Source organism: Halorussus salinisoli (assembly GCA_005239435.1).
GTDB lineage: Archaea > Halobacteriota > Halobacteria > Halobacteriales > Haladaptataceae > Halorussus > Halorussus salinisoli.
This window is the reverse complement of the sequence record SZNP01000001.1, coordinates 729,951-755,148: the sequence shown is the minus strand read 5'-3', so window position 1 is coordinate 755,148 and position 25,198 is coordinate 729,951. Positions and strand designations below refer to the sequence as shown.

General features: G+C 64.6%; 20 protein-coding genes, 1 tRNA gene and 1 pseudogene. 5 read left to right on the top strand and 17 right to left on the bottom strand.

Translation table 11 applies throughout. The annotated features are described in order from the left end of the window. The first annotated feature begins 116 nt into the window (after positions 1-116). Entirely contained in the window at positions 117-1,289 is a 1,173-nt protein-coding gene (locus E2484_RS08120) for a M20 family metallopeptidase (protein WP_137284697.1), read from the top strand. A gap of 106 nt (positions 1,290-1,395) precedes the next feature. Next, positions 1,396-1,782: a DUF5684 domain-containing protein gene (locus tag E2484_RS08115; protein WP_137284696.1), complete on the top strand. Its 387-nt coding sequence runs from the start codon at positions 1,396-1,398 to the stop codon at positions 1,780-1,782. Positions 1,783-1,825: 43 nt separating this feature from the next. Here the strand turns inward: E2484_RS08115 and E2484_RS08110 are convergent, their stop codons facing one another. Further along, complete coding sequence (locus E2484_RS08110; RefSeq protein WP_137284695.1) at positions 1,826-2,545, bottom strand: hypothetical protein; 720 nt, start codon at positions 2,543-2,545, stop codon at positions 1,826-1,828. A gap of 126 nt (positions 2,546-2,671) precedes the next feature. Between E2484_RS08110 and E2484_RS08105 the strand changes: the two genes are divergently transcribed. Then, on the top strand, positions 2,672-3,355 hold the full coding sequence (locus tag E2484_RS08105; protein ID WP_137284694.1) for a haloacid dehalogenase type II: 684 nt from the start codon (positions 2,672-2,674) through the stop codon (positions 3,353-3,355). A 114-nt stretch (positions 3,356-3,469) separates the two neighbouring features. On the opposite strand, the gene E2484_RS08100 is transcribed toward E2484_RS08105, so the two are convergent. The 6 genes from E2484_RS08100 to trmY all read right to left on the bottom strand — a co-directional run bounded on the left by E2484_RS08100 (position 3,470) and on the right by trmY (position 7,404). After that, positions 3,470-4,258 (bottom strand): chemotaxis protein CheC, encoded by a 789-nt coding sequence (locus E2484_RS08100; protein WP_137284693.1) that lies wholly within the window; start codon positions 4,256-4,258, stop codon positions 3,470-3,472. A 180-nt stretch (positions 4,259-4,438) separates the two neighbouring features. Then, the gene (locus E2484_RS08095) at positions 4,439-5,077 is read right to left on the bottom strand and encodes an SDR family oxidoreductase (RefSeq protein ID WP_137284692.1); all 639 of its coding nucleotides are present in this window, start codon (positions 5,075-5,077) and stop codon (positions 4,439-4,441) included. Positions 5,078-5,221: 144 nt separating this feature from the next. Beyond that, positions 5,222-5,294 (bottom strand) — tRNA-Pro (locus E2484_RS08090). A gap of 191 nt (positions 5,295-5,485) precedes the next feature. Next, positions 5,486-5,941 (bottom strand): TIGR00725 family protein, encoded by a 456-nt coding sequence (locus E2484_RS08085; RefSeq protein ID WP_137284691.1) that lies wholly within the window; start codon positions 5,939-5,941, stop codon positions 5,486-5,488. A 71-nt stretch (positions 5,942-6,012) separates the two neighbouring features. Next, positions 6,013-6,735, bottom strand: coding sequence for a CPBP family intramembrane glutamic endopeptidase (locus tag E2484_RS08080; protein WP_137284690.1), 723 nt, complete (start codon positions 6,733-6,735; stop codon positions 6,013-6,015). 72 nt (positions 6,736-6,807) lie between these two features. Beyond that, complete coding sequence (gene trmY, locus E2484_RS08075) at positions 6,808-7,404, bottom strand: tRNA (pseudouridine(54)-N(1))-methyltransferase TrmY (protein ID WP_137284689.1); 597 nt, start codon at positions 7,402-7,404, stop codon at positions 6,808-6,810. A gap of 366 nt (positions 7,405-7,770) precedes the next feature. On the opposite strand from trmY, the gene E2484_RS08070 reads away from it, so the two are divergent. Continuing rightward, positions 7,771-8,934 carry a tubulin/FtsZ family protein gene (locus E2484_RS08070; RefSeq protein WP_137284688.1) on the top strand — a complete coding sequence of 388 codons (1,164 nt, stop codon included), beginning with the start codon at positions 7,771-7,773 and terminating at the stop codon, positions 8,932-8,934. Positions 8,935-8,973: 39 nt separating this feature from the next. On the opposite strand, the gene E2484_RS24840 is transcribed toward E2484_RS08070, so the two are convergent. The 5 genes from E2484_RS24840 to E2484_RS08050 all read right to left on the bottom strand — a co-directional run bounded on the left by E2484_RS24840 (position 8,974) and on the right by E2484_RS08050 (position 15,484). Further along, positions 8,974-9,138: an HVO_A0556 family zinc finger protein gene (locus E2484_RS24840; protein ID WP_170977271.1), complete on the bottom strand. Its 165-nt coding sequence runs from the start codon at positions 9,136-9,138 to the stop codon at positions 8,974-8,976. 692 nt (positions 9,139-9,830) lie between these two features. Beyond that, complete coding sequence (locus E2484_RS08065; RefSeq protein WP_137284687.1) at positions 9,831-11,078, bottom strand: CaiB/BaiF CoA transferase family protein; 1,248 nt, start codon at positions 11,076-11,078, stop codon at positions 9,831-9,833. A 3-nt stretch (positions 11,079-11,081) separates the two neighbouring features. Then, on the bottom strand, positions 11,082-12,245 hold the full coding sequence (locus E2484_RS08060) for an acyl-CoA dehydrogenase family protein (RefSeq protein WP_137284686.1): 1,164 nt from the start codon (positions 12,243-12,245) through the stop codon (positions 11,082-11,084). A 17-nt stretch (positions 12,246-12,262) separates the two neighbouring features. Further along, positions 12,263-14,293, bottom strand: coding sequence for a TRAP transporter permease (locus E2484_RS08055; protein WP_137284685.1), 2,031 nt, complete (start codon positions 14,291-14,293; stop codon positions 12,263-12,265). A 78-nt stretch (positions 14,294-14,371) separates the two neighbouring features. Beyond that, a complete protein-coding gene (locus E2484_RS08050) occupies positions 14,372-15,484 on the bottom strand; it encodes a TAXI family TRAP transporter solute-binding subunit (RefSeq protein ID WP_137284684.1) in 1,113 nt (370 codons plus the stop codon). A 347-nt stretch (positions 15,485-15,831) separates the two neighbouring features. Between E2484_RS08050 and E2484_RS08045 the strand changes: the two genes are divergently transcribed. Continuing rightward, entirely contained in the window at positions 15,832-16,623 is a 792-nt protein-coding gene (locus E2484_RS08045; RefSeq protein WP_137284683.1) for an IclR family transcriptional regulator, read from the top strand. Positions 16,624-17,022: 399 nt separating this feature from the next. Here E2484_RS08045 and lhgO read toward each other — a convergent pair whose 3' ends face one another. The 5 genes and pseudogenes from lhgO to E2484_RS08020 all read right to left on the bottom strand — a co-directional run bounded on the left by lhgO (position 17,023) and on the right by E2484_RS08020 (position 24,824). Beyond that, positions 17,023-18,240 carry an L-2-hydroxyglutarate oxidase gene (gene lhgO / locus E2484_RS08040; protein ID WP_137284682.1) on the bottom strand — a complete coding sequence of 406 codons (1,218 nt, stop codon included), beginning with the start codon at positions 18,238-18,240 and terminating at the stop codon, positions 17,023-17,025. Positions 18,241-18,397: 157 nt separating this feature from the next. Continuing rightward, positions 18,398-18,760, bottom strand: a pseudogene (locus tag E2484_RS08035) (VOC family protein); the annotation flags it as partial. Positions 18,761-19,154: 394 nt separating this feature from the next. Beyond that, positions 19,155-19,883: a selenium cofactor biosynthesis protein YqeC gene (gene yqeC, locus E2484_RS08030; protein ID WP_137284680.1), complete on the bottom strand. Its 729-nt coding sequence runs from the start codon at positions 19,881-19,883 to the stop codon at positions 19,155-19,157. 91 nt (positions 19,884-19,974) lie between these two features. Continuing rightward, the gene (gene fdhF, locus E2484_RS08025) at positions 19,975-23,304 is read right to left on the bottom strand and encodes a formate dehydrogenase subunit alpha (protein WP_137284679.1); all 3,330 of its coding nucleotides are present in this window, start codon (positions 23,302-23,304) and stop codon (positions 19,975-19,977) included. Beyond that, entirely contained in the window at positions 23,301-24,824 is a 1,524-nt protein-coding gene (locus tag E2484_RS08020) for an NADH-ubiquinone oxidoreductase-F iron-sulfur binding region domain-containing protein (protein ID WP_137284678.1), read from the bottom strand. Before E2484_RS08020 ends, fdhF begins: the two co-directional genes overlap by 4 nt. Between the last annotated feature and the right edge of the window lie 374 nt (positions 24,825-25,198).

Below are 25,198 nucleotides of genomic sequence, written 5' to 3'. Positions count from 1 at the left end.
CGTGGACCGACTGTTCGGCCGCGGCGGGTCATGACGGAGCGAAGTGGCCGAGTCGAAACGCCCCCGACTCACCGGGAGTACTAACGCACCGGGGGTCGAAGACGAGGGTACTCACGATGACGGACCGATCGGACCCCCGACTCGCCGACCTCGCGGCCGAACTCGTCAGAATACCCACCGAGAACCCGCCGGGTGGTGAACGACCCTGCGCCGAGTTCGTGGTGGAGTGGTTCACCGAGCGCGACATCGACGCTCGCCTCGTGGAAAAGCCCGACGCCGACCGAGCGCAGGCGGTCGCAGAAGTAGGTGAACGCGAAGACGGACCCACGCTCGTCCTCAACGGCCACCTCGACGTGGTGCCCGCGGGCGACCCCGACCAGTGGAGCCACGACCCCTTCGCCGGGACCGTCGAAGACGGGCGACTCTACGGCCGGGGGAGCGCCGACATGAAGACCAATATCGCGCTCGCCATGCTGACCCTCCGGGACCTCGCGCCCGAAATCAAGGACGGCGACCTCGACGGAAGACTCGTGTTCCACGGCGCGATGGGCGAGGAGACCGGCGACCCCGGCACCCGGACGCTCGTCGAAGAAGGCTACGGCGGCGACTACGCCGTCGTGCTGGAACCGACCGACTTCCGGGTCGGCACGAGCGCCAAGGGAGTCGTGACCTACCGCGTCGGCGTCTCCGGGTCGGCCTCCCACGCGAGTCGGCCCGACCAGGGCACCAACGCGATAGACGCCGCCCGGCCCGTCCTCGCGGCGATAGACGAGTACGACGACCGCGTGCGCGGGCGCGTGGACCCCCTCGTCGGCCGGGCGTACGCGAACGTGACCGAGTTCGAGGCCGGGACCGACTCGAACATGGCGGTGCTTCCCGGTCGGGCCGAGTTCCTGCTCGACCGGCGCATCCTGCCCGACGAGACCCTCGGAGAGGTCGAAGCGGAAATCCAAGACCTGCTCGCGGATGTAGAGCGCGAGGCTGGCGTCGAGACCGACCTGACGCTCGTCCAGCACTACGCCTCCGCCGGAATCGCCTCGGACCACGCGCTCGCCGCGCAGTTCCGCGACCTCTCGGCCGAACTGGCCGACGCACCCGAAGCGCCGTGGGGGTTGGAAGCCGCGACCGACGCCCGGGAGTTCGTGGCGGTCGGGACTCCGGCCGTCATCTGGGGCCCGGGCGAACTCGCGCAGGCCCACACCGCGGACGAGTGTATCGACCTCGGAGACGCCGCGCTCGGCCTGACGATTCTCAAACGGGCCGCGAGGAGACTACTTTCGGCGGAGTAACCCTGGCCTTTCGGTCGCTACGCCTGCACCAAGTCTGTTACCGACTAAATAAAACCCCGAAGAACTTATAAACTATTGCAATAAATGTGGGTTGACACACTCAATCATGGCACAAGATATCGCAGGCACGATGCTGGTGGTCGGCTATCTCGGATTCCTCGTCCTGATAGTCGCGAGCATGTGGAAGGTGTTCGAGAAGGCCGACGAACCCGGTTGGGCGGCACTCATCCCGATTTACAACACCTACGTTATGTTGAAGATAGGTGACAATCCGGGCTGGTACCTCCTGTTGATGATCATCCCGATCGCCAACCTCTACGCTATCGGAAAGATGCACGTCGGCATCGCGAAAGCGTTCGGCAAAGGCGTCGGTTGGGGCGTCGGCCTCTGGTTCCTGCCATTCGTGTTCTTCCCGATGCTGGCGTTCGGCGACGCGTCGTACCACGGCGGCGGCAGTGGCGGCGGGTCGGCGGGCGGCCAACCGGCGGTCTGACGGTTCGGCGAACGACGAAATCCGCTTTTTTCGAGGGAGTTACTCAGAGCGAGACGTGTTCGAGACTCGCGTCGAGGTCGTCCACGTGGTCGTTGAACGCCTCCACGAACGTCGGAACGTCCTCGGCGAGGTTGCGCACGTCGTGGGCCGACGGCGGTTGGTACTGCGAGAGCAGGTAGATGCCGCCTTCGCCGCCGACCCGGAGATACGACGTTTCGCCGTCCTCCCACTTGAGTTCCCATCGGTTTCCGGCCACGCGCGCGGCGAACGACCCGTAGTCGCCGCCTTCGTACCGAGAGAGTTGGCGGGCCATCCGGTCGGCGACGTCGCGGACGCGGCCGAGGATTCGCCGGCGTTCGGCCACGACCGACTCGGTGGAGGCGACTTCCGGGAACTCGGCGGGCACGTCGTCCAACACACCGTCGAGCGACCCGACGTAACGGTTGAACGCCGCGACGAAGGCGTCGTAGTCGGTCATCGCGGCCGAGAGGTCCTCGGGGTCCGGTGGCTGGTGGGTCGAGACGACGTAGGTCTCGGCCTTCCGGCCCTCGAAGAGGAGAAACTGGAGGTCGCCCGCCTCGTACTTGACCGTCCACTCGCCGTCGTCGGTCTCGAAGGTCTGCTTGCCATAGTCGCCGCCCTGCAGAAGTGCGAGTTCTCGAGCGATCGTCCCGGCGTGGTCGCGGACCCGAGCGACGACCTCGTCCCGGCGCTCGGCGGCGTCCTCGGCGGAATCGACCGGCAAGTCGAACGACTCTGTCATTGGCGACCGGAGGAACGCGAGGGGTAAAAGTCGTGTGAACCCCGGTTCGGCGCCGCGAACTCTGTACGAGGACCGGACCGTCACGGCGGGAAGCTATTTCGGCGTCCGAGTGAACGTACACCCAACATGGCGCTCGACACCGACGCGGTCGAGACGATCGCGTTCGACTCCTACGGAACCATCGTGGACGTTACCACTGTCGAAGAGCCGCTATCGGAGTACGTCGACAACCCCGAAGCGGTCGCCACGCGCTGGCGAAATCGGTCGCTGGAGTACGCGATGGTGGGCAACGCCATCGAGGAGTACCACTCGTTCTACGAGTTGATTCGCCACGCGCTGAAGTGGGCGCTCGACGCGCAGGGCGTCGACCTCGACGAGAGCGAACGCGAGGAGATCCTCTCGACGTATCACGAACTGGACGTCTTCGGCGACGTTCGAGAGGGGATGGAGCGGTTGCGGGACGCGGGCTACGACCTCTACGTCGTCTCGAACGGCAACGAGGAGATGCTCGAATCCATGGTCGACCACGCGGGCATCGGCGACCTGCTCGAAGCGACGATTAGCGCGGACGAGGTCGAGCGGTTCAAACCGGAGGCCGAACTCTACCGCCACGCCGCAGACCGCATCGGAACGCCGACCGACGAAATCGCCTTCGTGGCCGCAGGCTGGTGGGACGTTCCGGGCGCGATGCACGCGGGAATGCACGGCGTCTGGGTGAATCGTCAGGACACGCTCTGGGGGCCGTACGACACCGACCCCGACCTGACGATAGGGACGTTCCGCGAACTCGCCGACGAGTTCGACGCCTGACGATGGCTCCATCGGTGGTCCCCACTGGAGGGTACCCATTGGGAGTTCCCACTGGAAGGTCCCCGTCGGAGAGTCTCGTCCGGGCGAAAGCGGATGCAGTACGCCGGACGGGAGCTATCGGTCCACGACCTCGGGGCTGACCTGCGAAATCTTGGTGACGAACTCCGCTTCGCCGGGAAAGACGAAGATGGTCGCGTCGATGTCGTCCGACGCGATGCGGAACCGAGACGTGAGATACAGCCCCACGTCCGAGACCGAGAAGATGTGGTGGATGAGCGTCATCTGGGGGTTCTGGACCGCCACGGGCGGGCCGGTGTCGATGGGCGTGTCGAACGTCTCGGCCCACTCGTCGACGAACCCGTTGGCCATCACGTTGCAGAGTTCGGTCAGCGCGTCCCGACCCATCTCGGTGGAGACCACCGATTCGGCGTCCTCGACCGCTCGCTGGAGCATGAGCGACGCCGCACGGTTCGCGCTCCTGACCGGGAACAGCACCAAAATGGTCCCCGAAAACGGCTCGCGCATCCGGACGCGCGCACCGGCGCGGTCCTCGACGCCGAACTGGTCGAGGATGGTCTCCGGTCCCGCGTAGCCGATTTTGACCTGCTCGGTCTCGACCGTCAGATCGTCGGCGGCGACCTTCCGGAGTCGGGACTCGACGCCGTCGACGCCGACCTCGCCGAGCCAGTTCAGGACCGCGATGGTTTCGAGCGGGATGGAGAGTCGGTCGTCGGTCCGCGGCATCGGTTCCGTGGCGTCGACGTCGGACGATGCGTCTGTGCGGTCGGTCGGCGTCCCGCGCTCGCGGTCGGCGTCGATTGGCTCCGCGGGTTCGAATTTGTCCTCGCGCCCGTCGTGGTCTTCGTGGCCGTCGCGGTCCGCGGCGTCCTCTCCGCGCATCATGGTTCTGCGGCGATGCTGTGGGGTGCTGTCGAAAGCGGGTGCTGTGTCCGGTGGCCTGGGATTGCTACGCCTGTGGCAGTCGCCATTTGTCGTCGTGTAGCGATGCTACTGAAAACATAAAACGTTGTTCGCCGTATAATTAAGATTTCTTATGATTCGATGCCTCGCGCCCGAGTGCGCTCACTCCTCGTTCAGCGGGTTCTCCAACGCCTCCGCTATCGGTTCGGTCCCGGCGAGGACCTCGAACGTACGCTCGTAGGTACTCTCCATCGGGAGCGCGGTGACGAGCGTCTCCGCCACGTCCTCGCGCGGAATCTCGCTATCGTCTCGGTCGAGGTCCGCTCCGGTTCGAATCCGACCCGTCCCCTCCTCGTTCGTCAGCGCCCCCGGCCGTACGATGGTGTACGTCAACTCGGTCTCTCGGAGTCGCTCGTCGGCCTCGGCTTTCGCGTTCAGGTACTCCCGAAGCGCCTCGGGACTCTCCTCCGGCGAGTCGGCGTTGATGGAACTCAACATGACGAATCGGTCCGCGCCCTGTTCCTCCGCCGTCTCGATGATGTTGATTGCACCATCTCGGTCGACGCCCAACACGTCCTCGCCGCCGGACCCGGCGGCGAACACGACGGCGTCGCACCCCCGGACCGCGTGCGTAACGTCTTCCGTCAGGTCCGCGACGACCGCTTCGGCACCGAGGTCCTCGATGTCCGAAACCTGTGATTCGTCCCGGACCATCCCCCGAACCTCGTGGTCACTCTCGGCCAGCATCCCGGTGACGTGCTGGCCGACTTGGCCGTGGGAACCTGCTACGAGTACGTTCATGAGACGTGTTTTGGGACGGGTCGTGTTTGCAAGAGGCTTGTGACCGGTCGGTGTCGTTTGTACACCTCTGAAACTCACCGGCCGAGAAGTCGCTCACTCCACGGACGCCCGACTCACGGTCACAGGAACGAAATGCGGGAAAAGTGGGCCGGCGCGAATTCGAATCGCGGTTACGGCCACCCGAAGGCCGAAGGATACCAAGCTACCCCACCGGCCCGCAGGTAAACCAAAGCGGGTCGGAAGTTTAATCCTTCCGGATTTGCGCGACCGACCGAAGGCGGCGTCGCCCGGTCGCACGAGAGCGCCGCGCCGCCCGAGCGAAAGACGCCGAGTCGGTCGGCCTCGGCAGGGAAATGATTATGCGTCCTTTAGAAATATGTATAAAGTTCTGATAATCTTATACATTGCTCAATCGTCGCGGGACCGGACGGCCGACTCCACGTACGCCACCGCGTCGGCGGCCGAGGAGACGGCTTCGACGCCCGGCACGTCGTGGGTCCCGAGCCCGGCGATAGGCCGGTCGAACACGCCCGCGAATCCGACCTCCGAGAGCGTGCCGACGCCGCCGTCGATCGCGATTACGGCGTCGCCGTTCACGACGACGAGCGCGTTCCGGGCGTGGCCCAGGCCGGTGGCGATGGCGGTGTCCACGTAGGGGTTGGCCGCGGCGCGGTCCTCGCCGGGGAGGATGCCGATGGTTCGGCCGTCCGCCTCGCTCGCGCCGCGACACGCGGCCTCCATGACGCCGCCGAGGCCGCCGCAGACGACGGTGTGACCTCCGTCCGCGAGCAGTCGGCCGACCTCCTCGGCGGTGTCGGCTTCCGCTTCGGTGACTGTCCCGCCGCCGATGACGCTGACTCGCATGGGCGTTCGTTCCGCGCGCGAGAAGTTGTGGATGTCGCTTGCGCTTTACCCGGAGTACGCGGGACCCTCCGTCAGGCGAATCCGAGCGCGACGACGCCGACGTTGGCCCAGACGTTGTTGACGAAGTGGAGGAGCCACGCCCCGGAGAGGTTGTCGAATCGGAGTCTGAGAACCGTTGGTAGAATCGCCCAGACGGTGGTTGCGAACACTCCCGCGACGCCGAGTAGCGGGAGGTGGATGGCACCGAACGCGACGACCGTCACGACGCCGGCGACCACCGGCGAGACGCCGCGACCGAGGAGGCTCCCGAGCAGGAACCCGCGGAACAGGACCTCCTCTACGAACGGTGCGACGAGGACGCCGCCGAAGACGACCGCCGCGACCGTCACCGGGTCTTCGAGCGTGTAGCCGAACCCGCCCATCTCGGCCCCGAACGCCGCCGCGATTTCGGTCGCGGTGACGAACAGAAAGACGCCGACCGGGAAACACACCGCGGTCCAGCCGAGTTCCGCGCGACCCGGCCGCTCGAACCGGAACGCGGCGTCGCGCTCGGTCTCCGAGAGCAGGCCCCAGACGGTCGCTACCACGGCCAGCGAGGCAATCCCGTAGCTGACGTTGTTCGCAACCGTACCGAACTGGTCGGCTTCGAGACCGGCCAACTGACCGTAGGCCACTCCGAGACCGATAGCTAGCGGTACCGGAATCGCGGCGGCGACCAGCGCCAATACGGTACGGTCCGAAACCGACGACGCGCGAGTCCGGAGTGAATCACGGCGGAGAGATTCGGCGACCATGTAGCCGCGTATTTATATCTAATCTTATAAAAATTATCGAAATAGAGGAACGGCGGGTTTCCCCTCGGAGGCTCAGTAACTCGTGAATCCCTCGGTGTCGAGGTAGTTGTGGGCCACCGTAATCGCGTGGTCGGCGTGGAGCAGTTCCGGGCCGAGGCGAACGCGCTGGTCGGCGGCCTCCGCCAGCAGGGACGCCTCCTCGTCGCCGAAGTCGTGGTGGTCCGAGAGGACGAAGACGGGATTCTCGGGCGGGTCCACGTCAACCACTGGGTCGCCCTCCTCGTGGAGTTGGACGACGGTTCCGTCGCGGGCGGCCTCCTCCAGCACCGGTTCGACCCCGCGCTTCGAGACGTGGACGCCTGGCGAACTCTCGGCCTCCATGTGGCCGATGGCCTCGCCTTTCTCGTCGAGCGCGTTCCGAATCAGGGCCGCCGTACTCCGCTCGTCGGGGTTGAGTCGCCGGAGGTCGCTCCCCTCGAAGCGAATCGTCACCTCGTCCCGAAGTACGAGGTGGACCCGCACGTCCTCCCGAATCGCGTGCGAGAGGAAGAACGCGGAGTTGACGCACCGACACAGCACGTCGAGGCGGCCCGCGCCGCCCGCGAGGTCGTCCAGCGAGAAGTCGGGCGTCGTCGGAGCGTCGTGACCGAGGACGATGAACTGGCGCATGCTGTCGGCTACTCGCGCCGGCGTAATACGCGCGTCGAAGCCCGCGGAAATAGTTGGACAGACAATAACAACGCTCGGCAGTAAGCGGTCTTTACTGTCGAGAATCGCCCAACGGTAGCGGAATGGTCTGTGCGGTGGCGACGGACGACGGGTCGGAGTGGACCGACGAACCGACGGCCGGACTCCGCCCGTCCGCAGTCGCTCGCCGGAGTCGCAACTCGTATGGCACAGCCTGAAATCCCGTGTGCCGCCGTATAACTATGGGTAAAACTCCCGACGTGACGTGATACAGCCGATAAGCCCGGCACAACTCGCGGTCAGTCGCCGGGTAACTCGCGGAAATCGGCGTTAGGGAGGCACCAAAATATGAAGCTCGCAATGATCGGCTTCGGGCAGGCAGGCGGTAAGATAGTGGACAAGTTCGTAGAGTACGACCGGGAGACGGGAAGCAACGTCGTTCGGTCGGCCATCGCAGTCAACACCGCGAAGGCGGACCTCGCGGGACTCGAACGTATCCCAGAAGAGAACCGCGTCCTCATCGGACAGGCCCGCGTGAAGGGCCACGGGGTCGGCGCGGACAACGAGCTCGGCGCGGACATCGCCGAGGAAGATATCGACGAGATCCAGGGAGCAATCGACCACGTTCCGGTCCACGAAATCGACGCGTTCCTCGTGGTCGCGGGCATGGGCGGGGGAACCGGGTCGGGCGGTGCGCCGGTCCTCGCGAACCACCTCAAGCGCATATACACCGAACCGGTGTACGGACTGGGCGTCCTGCCCTCCGAGGACGAGGGCGGTATCTACACCCTGAACGCCGCGCGGTCGTTCAAGACCTTCGTGGACGAGGTGGACAACCTGCTCGTGTTCGACAACGACGCGTGGCGCGAGACGGGCGAGTCAATCCGCGGCGGCTACGACCGCATCAACGAGGAGATCGTTCGGCGGTTCGGCGTCCTCTTCTCAGCCGGGGAGGTCCAGGCAGGCCAGGAAGTCGCCGAGAGCGTCGTGGACTCCAGCGAAATCATCAACACGCTCTCGTGTGGCGGCGTCTCGACCATCGGGTACGCGACCGAGCAAGTCGAGACCGCGGGCGGCGGTCTGCTCGGCCGGTTCTCCGACGACGAACTCGACGCGACCGCGACCACGAATCGCATCACGAGTCTCGTCAGGAAGGCCGCGTTGGGCCGTCTCACGCTCCCCTGCGAGGTCCGAAGCACCGACCGCTCGCTGGTCGTCGTCGGTGGCCCCCAGGACTATCTCAACCGGAAAGGCATCGAACGCGGCCGGAAGTGGCTGGAGAACGAGACCGCGAGCATGGAGGTCCGAGGCGGCGACTACCCGATGCAGGGGACCGACCACGTCGCGGCCGTGACGCTCCTGTCTGGAGTCACGGACGTCCCCCGAATCAAGGACCTACAGGGCATCGCGGTCGAGACCCAGGACAACCTCGATGACATCGAGGAGGAGAGCGACCAGAACCTCGAAAGTCTCGTCCGAGACGAGGGCGACGAACTGGAAGCCCTGTTCTGAAAATCGAGCAGTCGTTCGAGCGAACGCGGGGGACGGCAGTCACCAGACGCGGACCGTGGGCGTCCCGCACTCGTTGCAGACCACCGCCGCGTCGCCCTTGAACTCCTCGCGCGCCAGCGCTCCCGACGCGCACCAACTACAGTCGTCACCGACGAGCGCGGCGAGAACCGGTTCCGACGTGTTCTGTCGAGTCTTCGAGTGCATCGTCCAGAACGGAACAGTGACGAAATGTCAAATTACCGGTCGAAACCGGCGTTCGACGTATCCCGACGACGATAGAGCGAGTGGGGTAGCGAGAACGACGGAGCCGGGCATGTCGGTGGCCAAGTCGAGGGTACTCGGCGACGGCCGTCAACGCGGTGCGGCGGTGTCGTCGTTCGGCAGGTGTCAGCGTGATTCCGTCGGCGTACGGGAGGAACGCGAGCGTCTCGATGAAGACGGAACTCGACCGGTAAACGGTACCATCGATATCGAGACAGAGGCCGACACAATCGCCGGGTTCGTACCCGAGCGGGTCGGCGGCGATGGGTCCGTACGTCGCGGTCATGGACGTCTAGTCCACCCCGAAGCGCATATACCCGCCGTACTCCTCGGCGAGCGTCGCGCAGGCGGCATCTCGCGGCGCTTCGCGTATTCGACTGCTGCTCGCAGGCCTTCGGGGCCGAACCCGGCCTCGAGAGGGTCGGCCGACTCGGAACTTCGAGTGGAGAGCGGGAACGCCAGTTCCGTATTCCACCGACTTGAACCGTCAGAAAAGCGTTTGGAGTCGGCTCGGCCGGCGTCCCGTCCTCAGTCCAGATACGGGACGAGTGACGCTCTGCTTCGGCTATCGAGACGACGGAAAACGCGGGAACGGTCGGTAGCTCTCAATTGAGGAACGAACACCGCGGGGGCTCTCAGCCGTCTACGAACCGCTCTCCGAGCGCGCCGTCCTCGTAGAGGGAGTCAATCTGTCGGTCGGTGTACCCGTGGTCGTGGAGCACTTCGGCGGTGTGCTCGCCGAGTCGCGGCGGGTGCTGTCGGACGCTCGTTGGAGTCCGCGAGAGGTGCATCGGAGAACCGGGCATCTCCACGGTGCCGGCGGTCGGATGCGAGACGGACGCGCGCATGCCGCGCGCCTGCACCTGGTCGCTCTCGAAGACCGCCTCCATATCCTTGACGTCGCTCGCCGGGACGTCGTGGCGCTCGAACGCGGTGAGGAATTCGTCGGTTGGCCGCGCGGCGAACTCCGGGCGGAGCTCCGCGTTGAGGGCGTCGCGGTGTTCGACGCGGTCGGGGTTCGTCTCGAACCGGTCGTCGGCGAGGAGGTCCGGGCGGTCGAGTGCCTCGCAGAACCGCGGCCAAATGTGCTCGGACGCGACCGCGACAACGACGTACCCGTCGGCGGTCTCGTAGGCCTGATAGGGGACGATGGTCGGGTGTTGGCTTCCCATCCGGCCCGGCGAGTCGCCGGTCGCGAAGTAGTTCGTCGCCATGTAGCTCATCCACGCGACCTGGCCGTCGAGGAGGCTGACGTCGACCTTCTGTCCGCCGCCGTCGCCGAATTCCCGCTCGAACAGCGCTGCGAGGACGGCCTGCGTCGCGTACATCCCCGCTCCGATGTCGGCGATGGCGACGCCGACGCGAACGGGCGCGCCATTCTCCTCGCCGGTGATACTCATAAGGCCGCCCTCGGCCTGCATCATGACGTCGTACGCCGGACGGTCCTTATCCGGGCCCCACTCGCCGTAGCCTGAGAGCCCGCAGTAGACCAGTCCGGGGTTGTCCTCTTTGAGCCGCTCGTAGCCGAGGTTCCACTCCTCCATCTTCCCGACCCGGAAGTTCTCGACGAGGACATCCGCGTCGCGGGCGAGGTCCCGGAACACGTCCCGTCCTTCCGGCGCGGTGAGGTCAAGAGTCACCGACCGCTTGTTGCGGTTGACGCTCATGTAGTAGGCGCTCTCGTCGGCGTCGCCGTATCGCGGCGGGTGCCAGTGTCGGGTCTGGTCGCCCGTTCCGGGGCGTTCGACCTTGATGACGTCCGCGCCGAGGTCACCTAACTGCATGGTGCAGAACGGGCCGACGAGCACGCGAGAGGCGTCGAGGACGGTGATTCCGTCGAGCGGCCCGGAGTCGCCGTCCGGCTGCTTTGCTTCCCCTGTCATCGGTCACTCGTAGGCGGGGATACCGGTGAGGTCCTCGCCGAGGATGAGGGTGTGGATGTCGTGGGTGCCCTCGTAGGTGTAGACCGTCTCCATGTTGGCCATGTGGCGCATCGGCGAGTAGTCGGCCGAGATACCGTTGCCGCCCAACATTTCGCGGGCAATGCGCGACTGGTCGCGGGCCATCCGGACGTTATTTCGCTTGGCCATCGAGACGTGCTGGGGCCGGAGATCCCCGCGCTCTTTTAGGTCCGCGAGTCGATGCGCGAGGAGCTGGCTCGTCGTAATCTGGGTCGCCATCTCGGCCAGCTTCTGCTGTTGGAGTTGGAACCGGCCGATGGGGCCGCCGAACTGGTCGCGCTCGGTGGCGTACTCCCGAGCCGTCTCGAAGCTATCGCGGGCCGCCCCCACGGCGCCCCACGCGATGCCGTACCGCGCTTGGGTGAGACACGACAGCGGTCCCTTCATTCCCTCCACGCCGGGCAACACGTTCTCCCGGGGAATCCAGACGTCGTTCAGGCCAATTTCGCCGGTGATGGACGCCCGGAGCGACAACTTCTCGTCAATTTTGTTGGTGGTGACGCCGTCTCGGTCGGTCTCGACGAGGAAGCCATGGACTGGGTCGTCCTCAGTCGAGCGGTCCCGGGCCCAGACGACTGCCACGTCCGCAATTGGGGAGTTGGTAATCCAGGTCTTCGACCCGTTCAAGACGTAGCCGCCGTCGGCCTCCTCGGCGTCGGTCTCCATTGCGGACGGGTTCGACCCGTGCTGGGGCTCGGTGAGCCCGAAACAGCCGACGGCGTCGCCGCGCGCGAGGTCCGGGAGCCACTCGTCTTTCTGTCGCTCGCTCCCGTACTGATGGATGGGATAGATGACGAGCGCGCCCTGCACGCTGGCCATCGAGCGGAGGCCAGAGTCGCCAGCCTCCAGTTCCTGCATCAACAGCCCGTAGGCCGTCTCGCTGACGTTGGGAAGCCCGTAGCCGTCGAGGTTGGATGCATAGAACCCGAGATTGCCCATCTCGCCGATGATGTCGGTCGGGAACGTGCCGTCGAGCCAGTGGTCGGCGACGTCGGGCTTGACCTGCTCTTCGACGAAGTCGCGGGCCGTTTGCTGGATGAGTTGTTCTTCTTCGGTGAGGTCGGTTTCGAGGTCGACGTAGTCGAGCATTGGTGGATGGTGTAGGTTCAGTTCGAGGACTGTCCGAGGAGCGTCTGGAGGCTCGCGGGAAGGCTGTTGAGCCGCCAGAGCACCATGGTCGCGATGAGAATCGCGCCGACGCCCCGGACGAGAGGCGTGGCGGGGAGAATCGGCGCGAACATGACGGTCGCCGAGACGGCGAAGAGCGCACCGCGGAGCGCGACCGGGAGCTCGCCAGCGAGGTAGTTGACGAAACTGATGACCATAGCGATGAACGCGGCCCCGAGGACGAGGAACGTCGTGATCGTCTGGGGGAAGGTCCAGTACAGCAGGCTATCGTTGACGACGAAGACGTAGGGGAGCACGAACAGCGGGCCGGCGAGCACGAGCGACTTCCTGGCTGTCCGCCAGAACGTCCCGCCGCTGATTTCGGACGTGACGAGGCAGGCAATGGCGACCGGCGGTGTGAGCGCCGACAGGATGGCGAAATAGAAGACGAAGAAGTGGGCGCTCAACAGGTCGATGCCCATGTTCGTGAGCGCGGGCGCGATGAGTAGCACGGAGGTGATGTAGGCGGCCACGGTCGGCATGCCGAGGCCGAACAAGAGCGCCGCGGCCATCGCAAAGACCAGCAGGAGCGGGAGCATGCCGCCCGACAGCGCGATGAGGTTCTGGGCGAACGTCTGCGTGAATCCGGTGAGGTTGAGTACGCCGACGAAGAGGTTCATCACCATCAGCGCGACGGCCAGCGGCGCCGCGTTTTCGAGCCCGCGAGCGCAGCCGTCGAGCGTATCGATGGCGAAGTCCTTGACACCGTATCTGTCGCGGAAGAAGATGCCCTGCAGGAACGCCGCGATGAAGGCGGCGATAATTGCCCAGAAGCCGGCGTAGAGAGGTTCGTACAGCAGGACGACCAGCGTGAACAGGAGGACTCCAAGCGGCACCCAGAGCGCGAGTCCGTCGACTAGGAGGCGGCGAGCCGAGACGCCGTCGAACGAAACAGGGTCGGTTGAGGAGCCGAAGAGCGAAGCGAGCGCCTCGCTGCGTTCCTGTTGGCCGGTGTCCATCTCCGAGAGTTCGTCCGTGTCGGCCGTGTCGGTGATGCCCTCCTTAAGTGTGGTCAGGTGGACGCCGATGGAGACGGTTCCGTAGAACAACAGCGCGGGGAGGAAGCCGACCGTAATCACGGTCAGGTATCCCTCGCCGGTGATCTGGGCCATGATGAACGCGGCGGCACCCATCACGGGCGGCATGATCTGACCGCCGCTCGAGGCGACCGCTTCGAAGGCCGCTGCCGTGTCCTTCTCGACGTCGTGGTTCTTGAGGAGCGGGATGGTGAACGCGCCGGTGGTCGCGGCGTTCGCGGCCGCGCTCCCGTTGACCGATCCCATGCCCATGCTGGCGATGGTCGTCATCTGGGCGATGCCGGACTGGATGCGGCCGCCGAGGAGCGAGCCGAGCTTGATGAAGTACTCGAGGGCGCCGTAGGCCTCCAGCAGGCCGGCGAGGATCATGAAGACGACGATGTAGGTCGCCGAAACCTTCGTGATGATGCCGAAGACGCCGCTCCCGAACCCGACGGTGATCCCCTGGATGAAGCGGAGCGGGTCGACGCCCTGGTGGTGCAACAGGCCGGGGAAGTAGGGTCCGTAGAGCGCGTAGACGATGCCGACGACGCCGACCACCGAGAGAATCGGGCCGTAGATGCGTCGACAGAGGTCGAGCGCGAGGAGGACGATGAGGAGCCCTGCGGCCGTGTCGGCGGTGGTGTAGACGCCCAACTGCTGGTAGACGATGCGGTCGTAGCCGAGGACGATGTACCCCGCGGTGAGGAACCCGGCGACGCCTTCGAGGAGCGCGACCGCGTTGCCGACCCGTTCGCGGGTGGTCTCGGCGCCGGGTTCGAAGGCGACGATCCCGGTCGCGAGCAGCATGAGGGCGACGTGGACGACGATGTGTTTGTTCATCTCGAGGCCGTACGTCCGCGTGAACCAGAGGTGGTACACGAGCGACGCGACCCCGAGCGCGATGAGGACTGCGTATTTGGCGGTCCGTTGCCGCGTTTCACCGAATGCCATTGTTATGTATTGGGAAGGTTCGAGAGGTCTCAGTTATAGCCTGTCCGACTGCAGTGCTCACGGGTGGAGCGGGGACGGTTAGGACTCGTACTCCTCGAGCGAGGTCAGGTCCTCGCTCCAGAGGTCCTGTTCTTTGTACCACTTCGCCGCGCCGGGGTGGACCGGGAGGTCGGGCGACCGAAGCAGGAACTCGGAGGCGAACTCCGGACCGGCGCGCGACAGCACGGACGAGGCGTCCCGGACCTGCTGGATGTTGTCCATGACGAGGCTGGTGAACTGGTAGCCGCGTTCCTTGGAGACGCTCGACGGGAACACCGTCTCGTAGCTGACGCCGACGGAGGGGATGGTATCGACGCTGAGGTCCTGATTCCAGAGGTCGGCCGGCGTCTCGAGGTAGACATACGAGTGCTCGGAGTTCGCGAGCGTGTCGCGGTCGAACTCCCAAGTGACGACGTCGACCTCGGTGGTCGAGCCGACCTCCTGGGCCCACCCGGTCAGGACTTCGCGGCTCACGCCGTACGTGAGGATGATGTCGAGCTGACCGTTCCGGAACGACGACGCCTGTTGGCCCCACGACATCGACTGGATGTCGTACTTGTCCTGCGGATTCTCGATGCCAGAGAGGCGGAATCCGTCGAGGCCGGCGAAGTAGTTCGTCCCGCCCCGCTGCCCGAACGCCATCGAAATCGAGTTGTCCGTCGGGATGTCTGACACGGACTCGACGTCAGCGAGTTTCTCCGTGTCCCGCTTGACGAGGTAGTACTCGAGGGACATGAACGGGATGACCTGCGTGATGGTCTCGCCGACCGGCTTTCCGTACGGCTTCTGACCGGTGTTGGCACGTTTCCCGGCCCACGTCGTCGACTGCGCGACGTCGATGTCGCCCTTCGACATCAGTCGGGGATTCGACGCCGTCCCGCCGGTCGTCTGGGCGCTAACGCTGAGTTCCTCGGACTGTTCGGACACGACGTTCGCCATCGCGACGCCGGAGGCGTGTGTTGCGGTCTCCGGTCCGGACGTCCCGAGCCGCCAGCTCTGGTTCCCAGAACTGCCGGTGGTATTACTGCCGCCGGTGCTGTCGTTACTCTCGGAACTGCTACTGCAGCCCGCGAGCGCAGTGAGTCCCGCCAGTCCGGTTGCGCCAACTGTTTTGATATACGTACGTCTATCGGTAGTGGGTGAATCGTCCATCGTCAAACCTACACACACTAATACCGGCCCACCATTTAATATATGTTGCTATTCAGGCGACTCAGGCGCTGGAACGCCAGATTTTCGCACTATGAAGGAATAGATACTGAGTTAATATCCGTTCTTTCTGTACAGAATTTATGAGATATTGTTAGAAAAATACTCCGGCAGGGGTCAGCGGCGAGACGCTCCGGAACAGTCAGCAAATATTATAATAATATCTATTATGAGTGGACCCACCGCCGAATATGACACCCCCGCTTTATAATCATTAACTTATGCGCACCGTATTGCCATCGCGTCCACTATTAGTGGAATTTATAAGGAGGGAGTCAGGCGAGATAGGTATGGTAGACACTCTCGAAAACGCCCTCCCAACGGAGAAGAGCGGGCAGGAGATACAGTCCCTCAAGCGCACGTTCAACATCGTCGCAGCGATCAAGGACCGAAACGGAGCGCGGCTGACCGAGCTCGTGGACGCGACCGAGATGTCCTCCAGCTCGGTCCACAAGCACCTCACGACGCTCCTCCAGTGCGACTTCGTGACCAAGAAGGGCGACGAGTACCATGTCGGCCTCCGGTTCTTGGACGAGGGGGCACACGCCCGAAGCCAGATTCAGGGCGCAGATCTGATAGAGAAGAAAGTCCACGAGCTCGCCGAGCAGACCGAGGAGACCGTCCAGTTCACGACCCACGAGCACGGGCGCGCCGTCGTCCTCTACCGGGATACGGGCCGCCACGGCGTGCCCACGAAAGGGAAGGTCGGCAAACGGTTCTACATCCATCAGTGCTCGGCGGGCAAAGCCATTCTCTCGACCTTCCCCGACGAAACGGTCCGCCGGTTCATCGACCATCACGGTCTCCCGGCGCTCACCGACGCCACGGTCACCGACGAGGAGCGACTCTTCAAGGAGCTGGCGAATATTCGCGAGCGCGGCTTCGCGACCAATTACGGGGAAAGCACTGCAGGCCTCCGAGCGACAGCCGTCCCGCTGACGGCCCCCGACGACAGCACCATCGGGGCGTTCGCCGTCGCCGGTCCAAAACACCGGATGGGCGACGAGCGGTTGACCAACGACCTCCCCCAACTCCTCAAGAGCGTGGTCAACGAACTCGAACTCAACCTCGCCTACTCCTAACCGTCGGTTCTCACGTCCCTCGAACGCCTCGGTTCCGACAGCACCACTGTATCCACCGATGCGAAAATACTACTGTTCACGGGGTGAGTGACTGGTGAGTCCCTCTCCCGTCCATCCGTGAATTGATCCGCCCAGATATGAAAATAGTAGGAAAGTAATACGGAAATCTCACTCCCGGTTTCATAACCGTTCTAATTCCTATAGACGGAATACGCGTATACGACAGCCCAAATAGGCGACTACAGTGACAACAGACGAAAATCCACCATGAAGAAAACAATTTCCGTATCTGTCATCTAAAGAGATAAAGAAGCCAATGCAAGCGGAGGTCGGCCACCGCAGAGCAACCGGCATCCGAGGCAGGGCACAACACTCCGAACGAGGACTCTAGGATGGCCGTCAGGTCTCGGCGCCTTCGAGAGCGTCAAGGACCTCGTCGGCGAGACGATCCCCGAACGGGAGCGACGACGTCAGTCCGGGCGAGACGGCGTTCAGGATGTGGAGAGAGTCGGGCCCTCGCTCGAACACGGGGTCTTTCACGAGCTGGCCGTCGTCGCGGACCACCTGCGCGCGGATGCCGGCGTAACTCCGCCGGAAATCACCGTCGCGCGCGGTTGGCACGAGTTGCCGGGCAGCGTCGACGAACGCCGCCTTCCGGTACGACTTGTGGAGTTCGTTCCACGCCACGCGTAGCATCTTGGGGCTCGCGAGTAATTTCCAGAACCCTTCGTACCCCAGCGTCTCGGCGAGCTCCCCGAGGTCGACGTTCGTGTTTCGGTAGGCTTCCCGGCCGAACGCGAGCACGGCGTTCGGCCCGACGATTACCTTGCCGTCCGTCCGGCGTGTGTAGTGGACGCCGAGGAACGGCAGACTGGGGTCCGGCGTCGGGTAGATCATCGATTCGCAGAGATGACGCCGTTCGGGCGTGAGTTCGTAGTACTCGCCGCGGAACGGGACGACCTGATACTCCTCGCCGACGCCGATATCGTGGGCGATGGCATCCGCGTGGAGTCCAGCGGCGTTGACGACGTAGTTGGCCTCGATGTGGCCTTTGTCGGTCTCGATGCGATAGCCACCGCGGCGCCGATGCAGCTGTTCGACCGTGTATCCCAGGTAGAAGTCGACGCCCAAGTCCTCCGCGTCGGACGCGAGCGTGTATACGTATTTCTGGGCGTCGATCGACGCCGCTTCGGGACAGTACAGTGCGGCTTGCCCGGCGGCGTGGGGCTCGTACTGTTGAATTCGGTCCTGTCCGCGGACGAGTTCGGTCGCAACGCCGTTCTCGTCTGCCTGCGCTTCGAGCGTTTCGAGGCGAGCCTCCTCCTCGTCGGATTGCGCGACGACGACCACGCCGCACTCGTCTAGGGGGATGTCGTTCGCGCGAGCGTACTCCTTCATGCGCCGCGTGCCCTCGGTGCTGAACCGCGCCTTGAGCGAGCCGGGTTCGTAGTTGAAGCCGGGATGCAGTACGCCGGAGTTCCGACCGCTTTGGTGCTCTGCCAGATGATACTCCTTTTCGAGAACCGCGATATCGAGACTCGTTTGCTCGGCCAAGGACTTCGCGACCGAGCAGCCGACGCAACCACCACCGACGACAGCGACATCGTGTGTTGCCATACTAGCAAACGCTTGCCTTCCGGGGAAAAGGATAGGGACTCCGGAAATCAGTGTCGACGCCGCGTCCCCCCGATTACAGTCGTGGCCGTCGCTCACGGCCTGCCGAGACGCCCGACCACAGCATGAAGTGTTGCCCCGCTATCATCGACCATGCTACCTACACCTCGATGATTTCCACGAGGTTGTCCTCCGGGTCGCGGAGGAATAGGATTCGGGTTCCGCTCTCGGTCGTCTGTGCCTCGCTCACCGTTTCGACGTCCGCCGGCAGTTCCTCGTAGAATCGATCGAGGTCGTCGACCGCCAGACCGAGGTGTTTCGCACCGGGTTGGTTGACCGTTTCGTTCCCGCGGTCCTCGCCTGCAGGGTCGTACTCGACGAGTTCGACGCGGGCCGAACCGGCGTCGAGATGCGCGAACGCGCCGGTCGCCCCGTCGACGCCGACACCCTCCGAAAAGGTCTCACCGGAGACGGTGAATCGGGCAAGCACGTCGAGGCCGAAGATCTTGCGGTAGAACTCGACCGGTAATTACCCTGCATAATGCACTACTACAGGACTATGTGATATCCGCTATAGAACATATTTACGGATTCAGGCCCTCTTTTCCCCTATGGCCGCAAGCGACTCTCCGCCGGTCGGGGTCAGCCACCCTACAGTCGACCCACGCTCGAATGCTGCCTCGTCGACCCATGGGCGGGCCGAACGCTGCACCTGTACAGATTGTGCGTACACCGTCCAGATCGACGCCGACCTGCCCCCCAAGTGTCCCGACTGTGGCGGGGCGCTAACCCGCGTCAAATCGTAGTCTTACGGCCAACTTTCCGGTGTGACGCCCGAAATCGTCGAACCTTTCGATCGCCGATAGCTTCGAGAACATCGACACGCGCGAGGAGTTCGAGGCAGTGATGGCTCAATTCTAGTCCACGACCGCTACGACCGGGTCGGGCGCGACCATCCGGGTGAGGACGACGCGCGGGACGTCCGCCCGTTCCAGCACCGCCCGCGCTATCTCGCGACCGACTGCTTCTGCGTCGTCATCATCGACCATGTTCACCACGGGCACCACAGTCGCACCGTCGGGGACCCGCCTGCGACCGCCGTTCTCGCTCGCCAGAACGGTCGCGACGTCGACGGGCCGAATTCGATGACCCGGTTCGAGACCGGTTACCTCCGCAACCCGCTCCGGCCGGTGAACGTACTCCGAATCGAGCGGTTTCCCGACGACTTGCGCACTCGCGATGGGAACGACGGTGTCTGCACCAGACGGGATTTGGGGTTCGGACTGATTCGGCGCCTTGAGAAGACGGGTTCGCGCACCGTCTGCCTTGACGAGGACAACATTGGCAGGGGGCTCGTCGCTGAGAGCCGTGATAACCTCGAAATCGTATCCGCGATATCGGTCTTCCCGTTCCCGTTCGGGAACGACACCGAGCGGCCACGTGGTCGCGTCCTCGATCGCCGCGCGGGGGTCGTCGGTTACGACGACGTCCGCGACGTTGTCGTCGAAGATCGGAATCCGTACCGTGGCGGTGATGACCGCCCGTTCCACGCGGTCAGCGAGTGTGTATAATGTCGTCTTCTTCCCGCCCGCGCCGACGACGCAGACGACGCCGGTGTCGGCGTCCAACGCTTCGACGAGGTCCATACGTCCCAGTTCTCCCGGTGGTACTTTGCGCCGTCGCTTCTCCGGGACGGACGGCACGAAGGTCGTTGCCGAGACCCCCGACGGAACGGGGTCAGTCGTCGCCGGTCGCGACTCCCTCGCTCCCCACTCCGGCGTCGGGCGTCTCCAGCACGTCGGCGTCGGTGTCGGGACCGAGCGCCTCGACGCGAACGCTAGACACCTTGTACTCGGGGATTCCCGCCTGCGGGTCGAAGGTCTCCTGCGTGAGTTTGTTGACGGCACCGGCGGCGAAGTGCATCGGGATGAACAGCGTCCCTTCGCCGACGCGGTCGGTCACCTGCGCTTTGACTACGATGTCGCCGCGGCGCGATTCCACGCGGACGTACTCTCCGTTCGAGACGCCGAGTTGGTCGGCCGTCTCGGGATGAACTTCCACGAAGCTCTCGCCGACGTGACCCATGAGTCCCTCGACGCGACGGGTGATCTGGCCGGTGTGCCAGTGGTAGAGGACTCGCCCGGAGGTGAGCGTGAGCGGGAAGTCCTCGTCGGGAACCTCACCGGGGTGTCCGCCGTCTGCAGGGACGAACCGCGCCTTCCCGTCCTCGAAGTTGAAGTTCCCCTCATCGTAGTCGTAGAGGTACGGCGTTCCTGGATGGTCCTCGTCCCAGACCGGCCACTGGATGCCGTGTTCCTCGCCCTCCTCGAGGCGGTCGTAGCTGACGCCGCCGTAGATGGGTGTCAGGTCGCTGATTTCGTCCATGACCTCTCGCGGGTGGTCGTATCCCCAGTCGTATCCGAGCCGACTCGCCAGTTCCTGAGTGATCTCCCAGTCTTGGCGCGCCTTCTCGGGGGGTTCTGCGGTCGGTCGAACGCGCTGGATGCGGCGCTCGGTGTTGGTGAACGTGCCGTGTTTCTCCGGCGACGTCGCCGCGGGGAGTATCACGTCGGCGTGTTCCGCGGTCTCGGTCATGAAGATGTCCTGCACTACGAGGAAGTCCAACTTCTCCAGGGCTTCCCCGGCGTGCTGGATGTCGGGTTCGGAGAGCGCGGGGTTCTCGCCGACGACGTACATTCCGTGCAGGTTCCCTTCGTGGACTTCACTGAGCATCTCGGGGACCTTGAGGCCAGGTTCTTCGGGCGGGTGCTCACCCCACGCGTCCGCGAATTTCTCCTGTACGTCCTCGTCGGACGGGTCCTGATAGCCGGGGAGGCTTCCGGGGAGCGTCCCCATGTCGCCGCCACCGCCTTGGACGTTGTTCTGGCCGCGGAACGGCGAGAGACCGGCCCCCGGCTTCCCGACCTGTCCTAGGGTGAGCGCGAGGTCGGCCATCGCAATGAGATTTTGAGTGCCGTGGCTGGACTGGGTCATCCCCATCGCCCAGCCGAACACGACGCTCTCGGCCTCGGCGAGCGTCTCAGCCGCCGATTTCAGTTCCGCCGGCGGAACCCCGGCCAACTCCTCGACCTTCTCGGGAGTGAACGCCTGCACCTTCTCCTTAACCGCCTCGAAGTTCTTCGTGTTCCGCTCGATGAACGCCTCGTCGTGGAGGTCGTTTTCGATGATGTACCGAATCATCCCGTTGATCCACGCCACGTCGTAGCCCGGTTCGGTCCGGGTGTACTGGTCGGCGTGTTCGGCGATGCCGACCTTCCGCGGGTCGAACACCACCAGGTCGGCCCCGTCCCGGACGTTCTGCTTGATGCGGGTCGCCAGTACCGGATGGGACTCGGTGGTGTTCGACCCGCTGATGAGGTAGGCGTCGGCCTCGCCGATGTCCTCGTTGATGCGGTTGGTCATCGCGCCGTAGCCGACCGTCTGCTGGAGCGCCGCCACCGTCGAGGAGTGACAGAGGCGGGCGCAGTTGTCGATGTTCTTCGTGCCCAGGACCTGCCGGGCGAACTTCTGGACGAGGTACGCCTCCTCGTTGCTCCCCTTCGACGAGGCGAGACAGCTGACGGCGTCCACGCCGTGTTCGTCTTGGATGTCGCGCAGGTTCTCGGCGACGTGGTCGAGGGCCTCGTCCCAGGACGCCGGTTCGAGTTCGCCGGCGTCGTTTCGGACGAGTGGCTGCGTGAGCCGTTCGTCGCTGTTGGCGAACTCGTGGCCGAACTTCCCCTTCACGCAGGTCGAGAAGTTGTTCGCGGGCGCGTCCTCGGGGTCGTCGACGGGGACGACACCGAGCGAGTCACCGTCTTTGCCCCACATCTCGAAGCGACAGCCGACCGCACAGAACCCGCACGTCGTCTCCTCGGTGTCGAGCTTGTCGAGCCCGTGGTCGCTGACTTTCTCGGCGATGTCGAACATGTACTTCTCGGGGAGCGTGTTCGCGGCGATGCCCTCGGCGGTGTGTTCTGCGGCCAGGAACGCCTTCTCGCCGTACTCGCTGGCGGCGTCCGCGACCCTGTGCTTGGCCTGCTCCATGAAGCCCGCGACGCCGCGCTTCCGACCGTCGACGCTGGGACTCGACCCGACCGCGACGTCGCCGCCGGGGTCGGGCGAGCGGTTCGGCGCGGTAGTGTCGTCCAGCGTTTCGGCCGCTTCGCCCTCGATGACTTTGCCGACGGAGTTCCGTTGGGTGAATCCGGGAAGCGGAAGCGTTCCCGGGCCGTCGATTCCCTTCTCGGTGAGCGCGCCGGTCGGACAGACCGTCGCACAGTGACCGCAGGAGACGCACTCCGAGTCGGCCATCGTTTCGGCGTCGGACTGGAAGCCGATACGGGTGTCCTCGCCGTGTCCTTCCATGCGGAGGACGCCCTCAACCTGCACGTCGTTACAGCCCTCGACGCACCGATTACAGAGGATGCACTTGTTGCGGTCGATCTGGATGAACGACGAGGTGTCGTCGACGGGTTCGTACTCGTCGCGATCGTCGAACACGCCGTAGCGCGGATGTTCGACGTCCTCGCTGATGGCGGTGTCCTGGAGTTCGCACCGACCGTTCCCGTTACAGGTGGTACAGCGGAGATTGTGATTCGAGAGTACGAGGTCGAGGTTGACGCTTCGGCTCTCCTCGGCGTCGGGCGTGTCGGTCTCCACCGTCAGTCCGTCCTCGGCCGGGAACGAACAGGAGGGGACAAGGCCGTGTTTCTCCGTCTCGACCATGCAGGTGCGACACTCGCTGCGCGGGCCGATCTCGTCGCTCGCGTCTCCCTCCCGGTCGTAGTAACAGAGCGCGGGAACGTCGGCATCGTCTTCGACGCCGTCGGCGCCTGGTTCGACCGAAACCGTCTCGTCGTCGACGGCCTGCATCGCGTCGACGATGGTCGAACCGGGCGGCACGGTGACCGCCTCCCCGTTGACTGTCAGCGTCGTCGGCTCGTCTCCGTCCGTGCCGACGTCGGGGTCGTTCGCGGTCCCGGTTTCGAACTCCGCGGTGACCGGCGTCTGTGACTGCGGGTCGTCGACGTCTGGAACGCCTGGAAGTGGTTCGTCAGTACTCATAGTTTCTCCTCGCAGGTGCTGCTCGGACAGCGGCCGTCGGCGTGCGCCCGGAACTCCGGTTCGAACTCGTCCATCGCGGTTGTCACCGGCCGCGGGGCGTGAGCGCCGATTCGACAGTTGCTCGTTTTGCGCATGACGCGTCCGAGTTCGCGGATGTCGTCGGTTCGGAACGCCCCCTGGTATATCTCGCGTAACAGTTCGGTGAGCTGTTTCGTCCCCTCTCGCCCCGGAACGCATCGACCGCTGTTCGCCGTCGACGCGAACCGGGCCCGCTCACCCACGGTCGCGACCGCACAGCGTTCGTCGCTCAACAGCTCCACGACGCCGTCCGTCCCGAGGTTCGCGGCGTCGAGTGACTGCGCGGTCGGCGGGACGTCCAGTTCGGAAGTGATGCCGCCGAAGACGCCCCCAACGCAGGCCATCTTGAACGACCCGTCCATCACGACGGCATCCCCCACATCTGAGAGACTACCGCCGGACCCCAGCTCGACGGTCGCCGCGGCGTCCACGTCGCCGGTGACGGTCACGAGCCGGGTTCCAGGGTCCGCATCGTCTGCGTCGAACGTCTCCGGATTGCGGAGTGCGTGTCGGACGTGGGCGAACGTCCGCGGCGTATGAACGACCGTCGGACGACCGTAGAGTCCGTGTTCTGCTGGGGTGGGCGGTTGGACGCGCGGTTCGATGCGGTCCGCGCCCTCCAGCGCCTCGAGCGCGGCCGTCGGAGCGCCGGCGCGGTACTCATCGGGGCCGGCGACTATCTGAGGCACCACCGGCAGTTCGTCTTCAGCCGCCTCGACGGCTCGGCGGACGTGCTTCTGGAGTTCGGTATCGGTCTCGTTCAGGTAGAGCACGACGTCCTCGGCGTCCACGTACTCCGCGACGGCCGCCACCCCATCGAGAACCGACAGCGGCGAGCCGGCGAGTAGCGTCCGGTCCGCCCGCGGGCGGTCGTCGGACTCGTTGGCGTTCACAACGACAACCGGTTCGCCGTCGGTCCCGCGGGCGCGCTCCCACGTCTCACCAATCGGTTCGTCCGCAGCGGCATCGCCCCTACCGCGGCCGAGGAGGCCGACGTCCGCGACGGAACCCACGTCGCGCTCGGTCGAGACCAGAGTGTGTTCGGTCGGGTCGAGGGGGTCGACCCATCCGCAGGGGCCGAGCGTGCGTCGCTCTCCAACCGATAACGGTCCGTCCGACGGAACCGGTAGCGACGCTACCTCCGGATCGTGTTCGACGACGGCATCGGCATCGTCCGTCGGAAGTCCCTCCGATTCGAAGTCTTCGACGAGATCGCGTACGGTGGACGGACGGGGGGACGCGAAGAAGGTCGTCCGTTCTCCCTCCGTTGCCAGGACGAGCGGTTCGAGTGCCAGGATGCCGGTCGGTCCCGTTCGCACGACAGGTATAGAGTCCGCGACATCGCGAGCAGCGTTGAAGACTCGGTCTCCACGAGCAGCTGTCACGTCTGCCGAGACGCGAACGACCGGAGAACGGCCAACAGCTCCTGTGACGTTCGTCATCGATACCCTCCTTGTAACGAGGGGATTAAAAATCCACGAACATCGCTCCCGAAAATGGGACTAAGGTGTCAGGATAAGGCGTTTGTTCCCAACTAAATGGTGGTCTGTTTCCCTATGGCATTTATAGATCGTTCTGACGCTATGACAGTAGATCATCGGTTCACAGCAGTTCACGTCGAGAAGATACCGTAGTGTGTTGGTTCAAAACGGCGGTTCGAGAGTCGGGTCGTCCTGCCTCAGGTACCGGCCGAGGACGGACGCGACGATGAGAACGCAGGCGAGCAATGCGGACCATTTGGCTCTCGACATCGGTCGACCGTACAGTGGTCGACAACCTAATACCTCCGTCTCGCTCTCGACGGTGTTAACATCAA

Bases quoted from the DNA above. Each gene is read 5' to 3' on its own strand.
- E2484_RS08120 (WP_137284697.1), top strand. From the start codon at position 117: ATGACGGACCGATCGGACCCCCGACTCGCCGACCTCGCGGCCGAACTC.
- E2484_RS08115 (WP_137284696.1), top strand. From the start codon at position 1,396: ATGGCACAAGATATCGCAGGCACGATGCTGGTGGTCGGCTATCTCGGA.
- E2484_RS08110 (WP_137284695.1), bottom strand. From the start codon at position 2,545: ATGACAGAGTCGTTCGACTTGCCGGTCGATTCCGCCGAGGACGCCGCC.
- E2484_RS08105 (WP_137284694.1), top strand. From the start codon at position 2,672: ATGGCGCTCGACACCGACGCGGTCGAGACGATCGCGTTCGACTCCTAC.
- E2484_RS08100 (WP_137284693.1), bottom strand. From the start codon at position 4,258: ATGATGCGCGGAGAGGACGCCGCGGACCGCGACGGCCACGAAGACCAC.
- E2484_RS08095 (WP_137284692.1), bottom strand. From the start codon at position 5,077: ATGAACGTACTCGTAGCAGGTTCCCACGGCCAAGTCGGCCAGCACGTC.
- E2484_RS08085 (WP_137284691.1), bottom strand. From the start codon at position 5,941: ATGCGAGTCAGCGTCATCGGCGGCGGGACAGTCACCGAAGCGGAAGCC.
- E2484_RS08080 (WP_137284690.1), bottom strand. From the start codon at position 6,735: ATGGTCGCCGAATCTCTCCGCCGTGATTCACTCCGGACTCGCGCGTCG.
- trmY (WP_137284689.1), bottom strand. From the start codon at position 7,404: ATGCGCCAGTTCATCGTCCTCGGTCACGACGCTCCGACGACGCCCGAC.
- E2484_RS08070 (WP_137284688.1), top strand. From the start codon at position 7,771: ATGAAGCTCGCAATGATCGGCTTCGGGCAGGCAGGCGGTAAGATAGTG.
- E2484_RS24840 (WP_170977271.1), bottom strand. From the start codon at position 9,138: ATGCACTCGAAGACTCGACAGAACACGTCGGAACCGGTTCTCGCCGCG.
- E2484_RS08065 (WP_137284687.1), bottom strand. From the start codon at position 11,078: ATGACAGGGGAAGCAAAGCAGCCGGACGGCGACTCCGGGCCGCTCGAC.
- E2484_RS08060 (WP_137284686.1), bottom strand. From the start codon at position 12,245: ATGCTCGACTACGTCGACCTCGAAACCGACCTCACCGAAGAAGAACAA.
- E2484_RS08055 (WP_137284685.1), bottom strand. From the start codon at position 14,293: ATGGCATTCGGTGAAACGCGGCAACGGACCGCCAAATACGCAGTCCTC.
- E2484_RS08050 (WP_137284684.1), bottom strand. From the start codon at position 15,484: ATGGACGATTCACCCACTACCGATAGACGTACGTATATCAAAACAGTT.
- E2484_RS08045 (WP_137284683.1), top strand. From the start codon at position 15,832: ATGGTAGACACTCTCGAAAACGCCCTCCCAACGGAGAAGAGCGGGCAG.
- lhgO (WP_137284682.1), bottom strand. From the start codon at position 18,240: ATGGCAACACACGATGTCGCTGTCGTCGGTGGTGGTTGCGTCGGCTGC.
- yqeC (WP_137284680.1), bottom strand. From the start codon at position 19,883: ATGGACCTCGTCGAAGCGTTGGACGCCGACACCGGCGTCGTCTGCGTC.
- fdhF (WP_137284679.1), bottom strand. From the start codon at position 23,304: ATGAGTACTGACGAACCACTTCCAGGCGTTCCAGACGTCGACGACCCG.
- E2484_RS08020 (WP_137284678.1), bottom strand. From the start codon at position 24,824: ATGACGAACGTCACAGGAGCTGTTGGCCGTTCTCCGGTCGTTCGCGTC.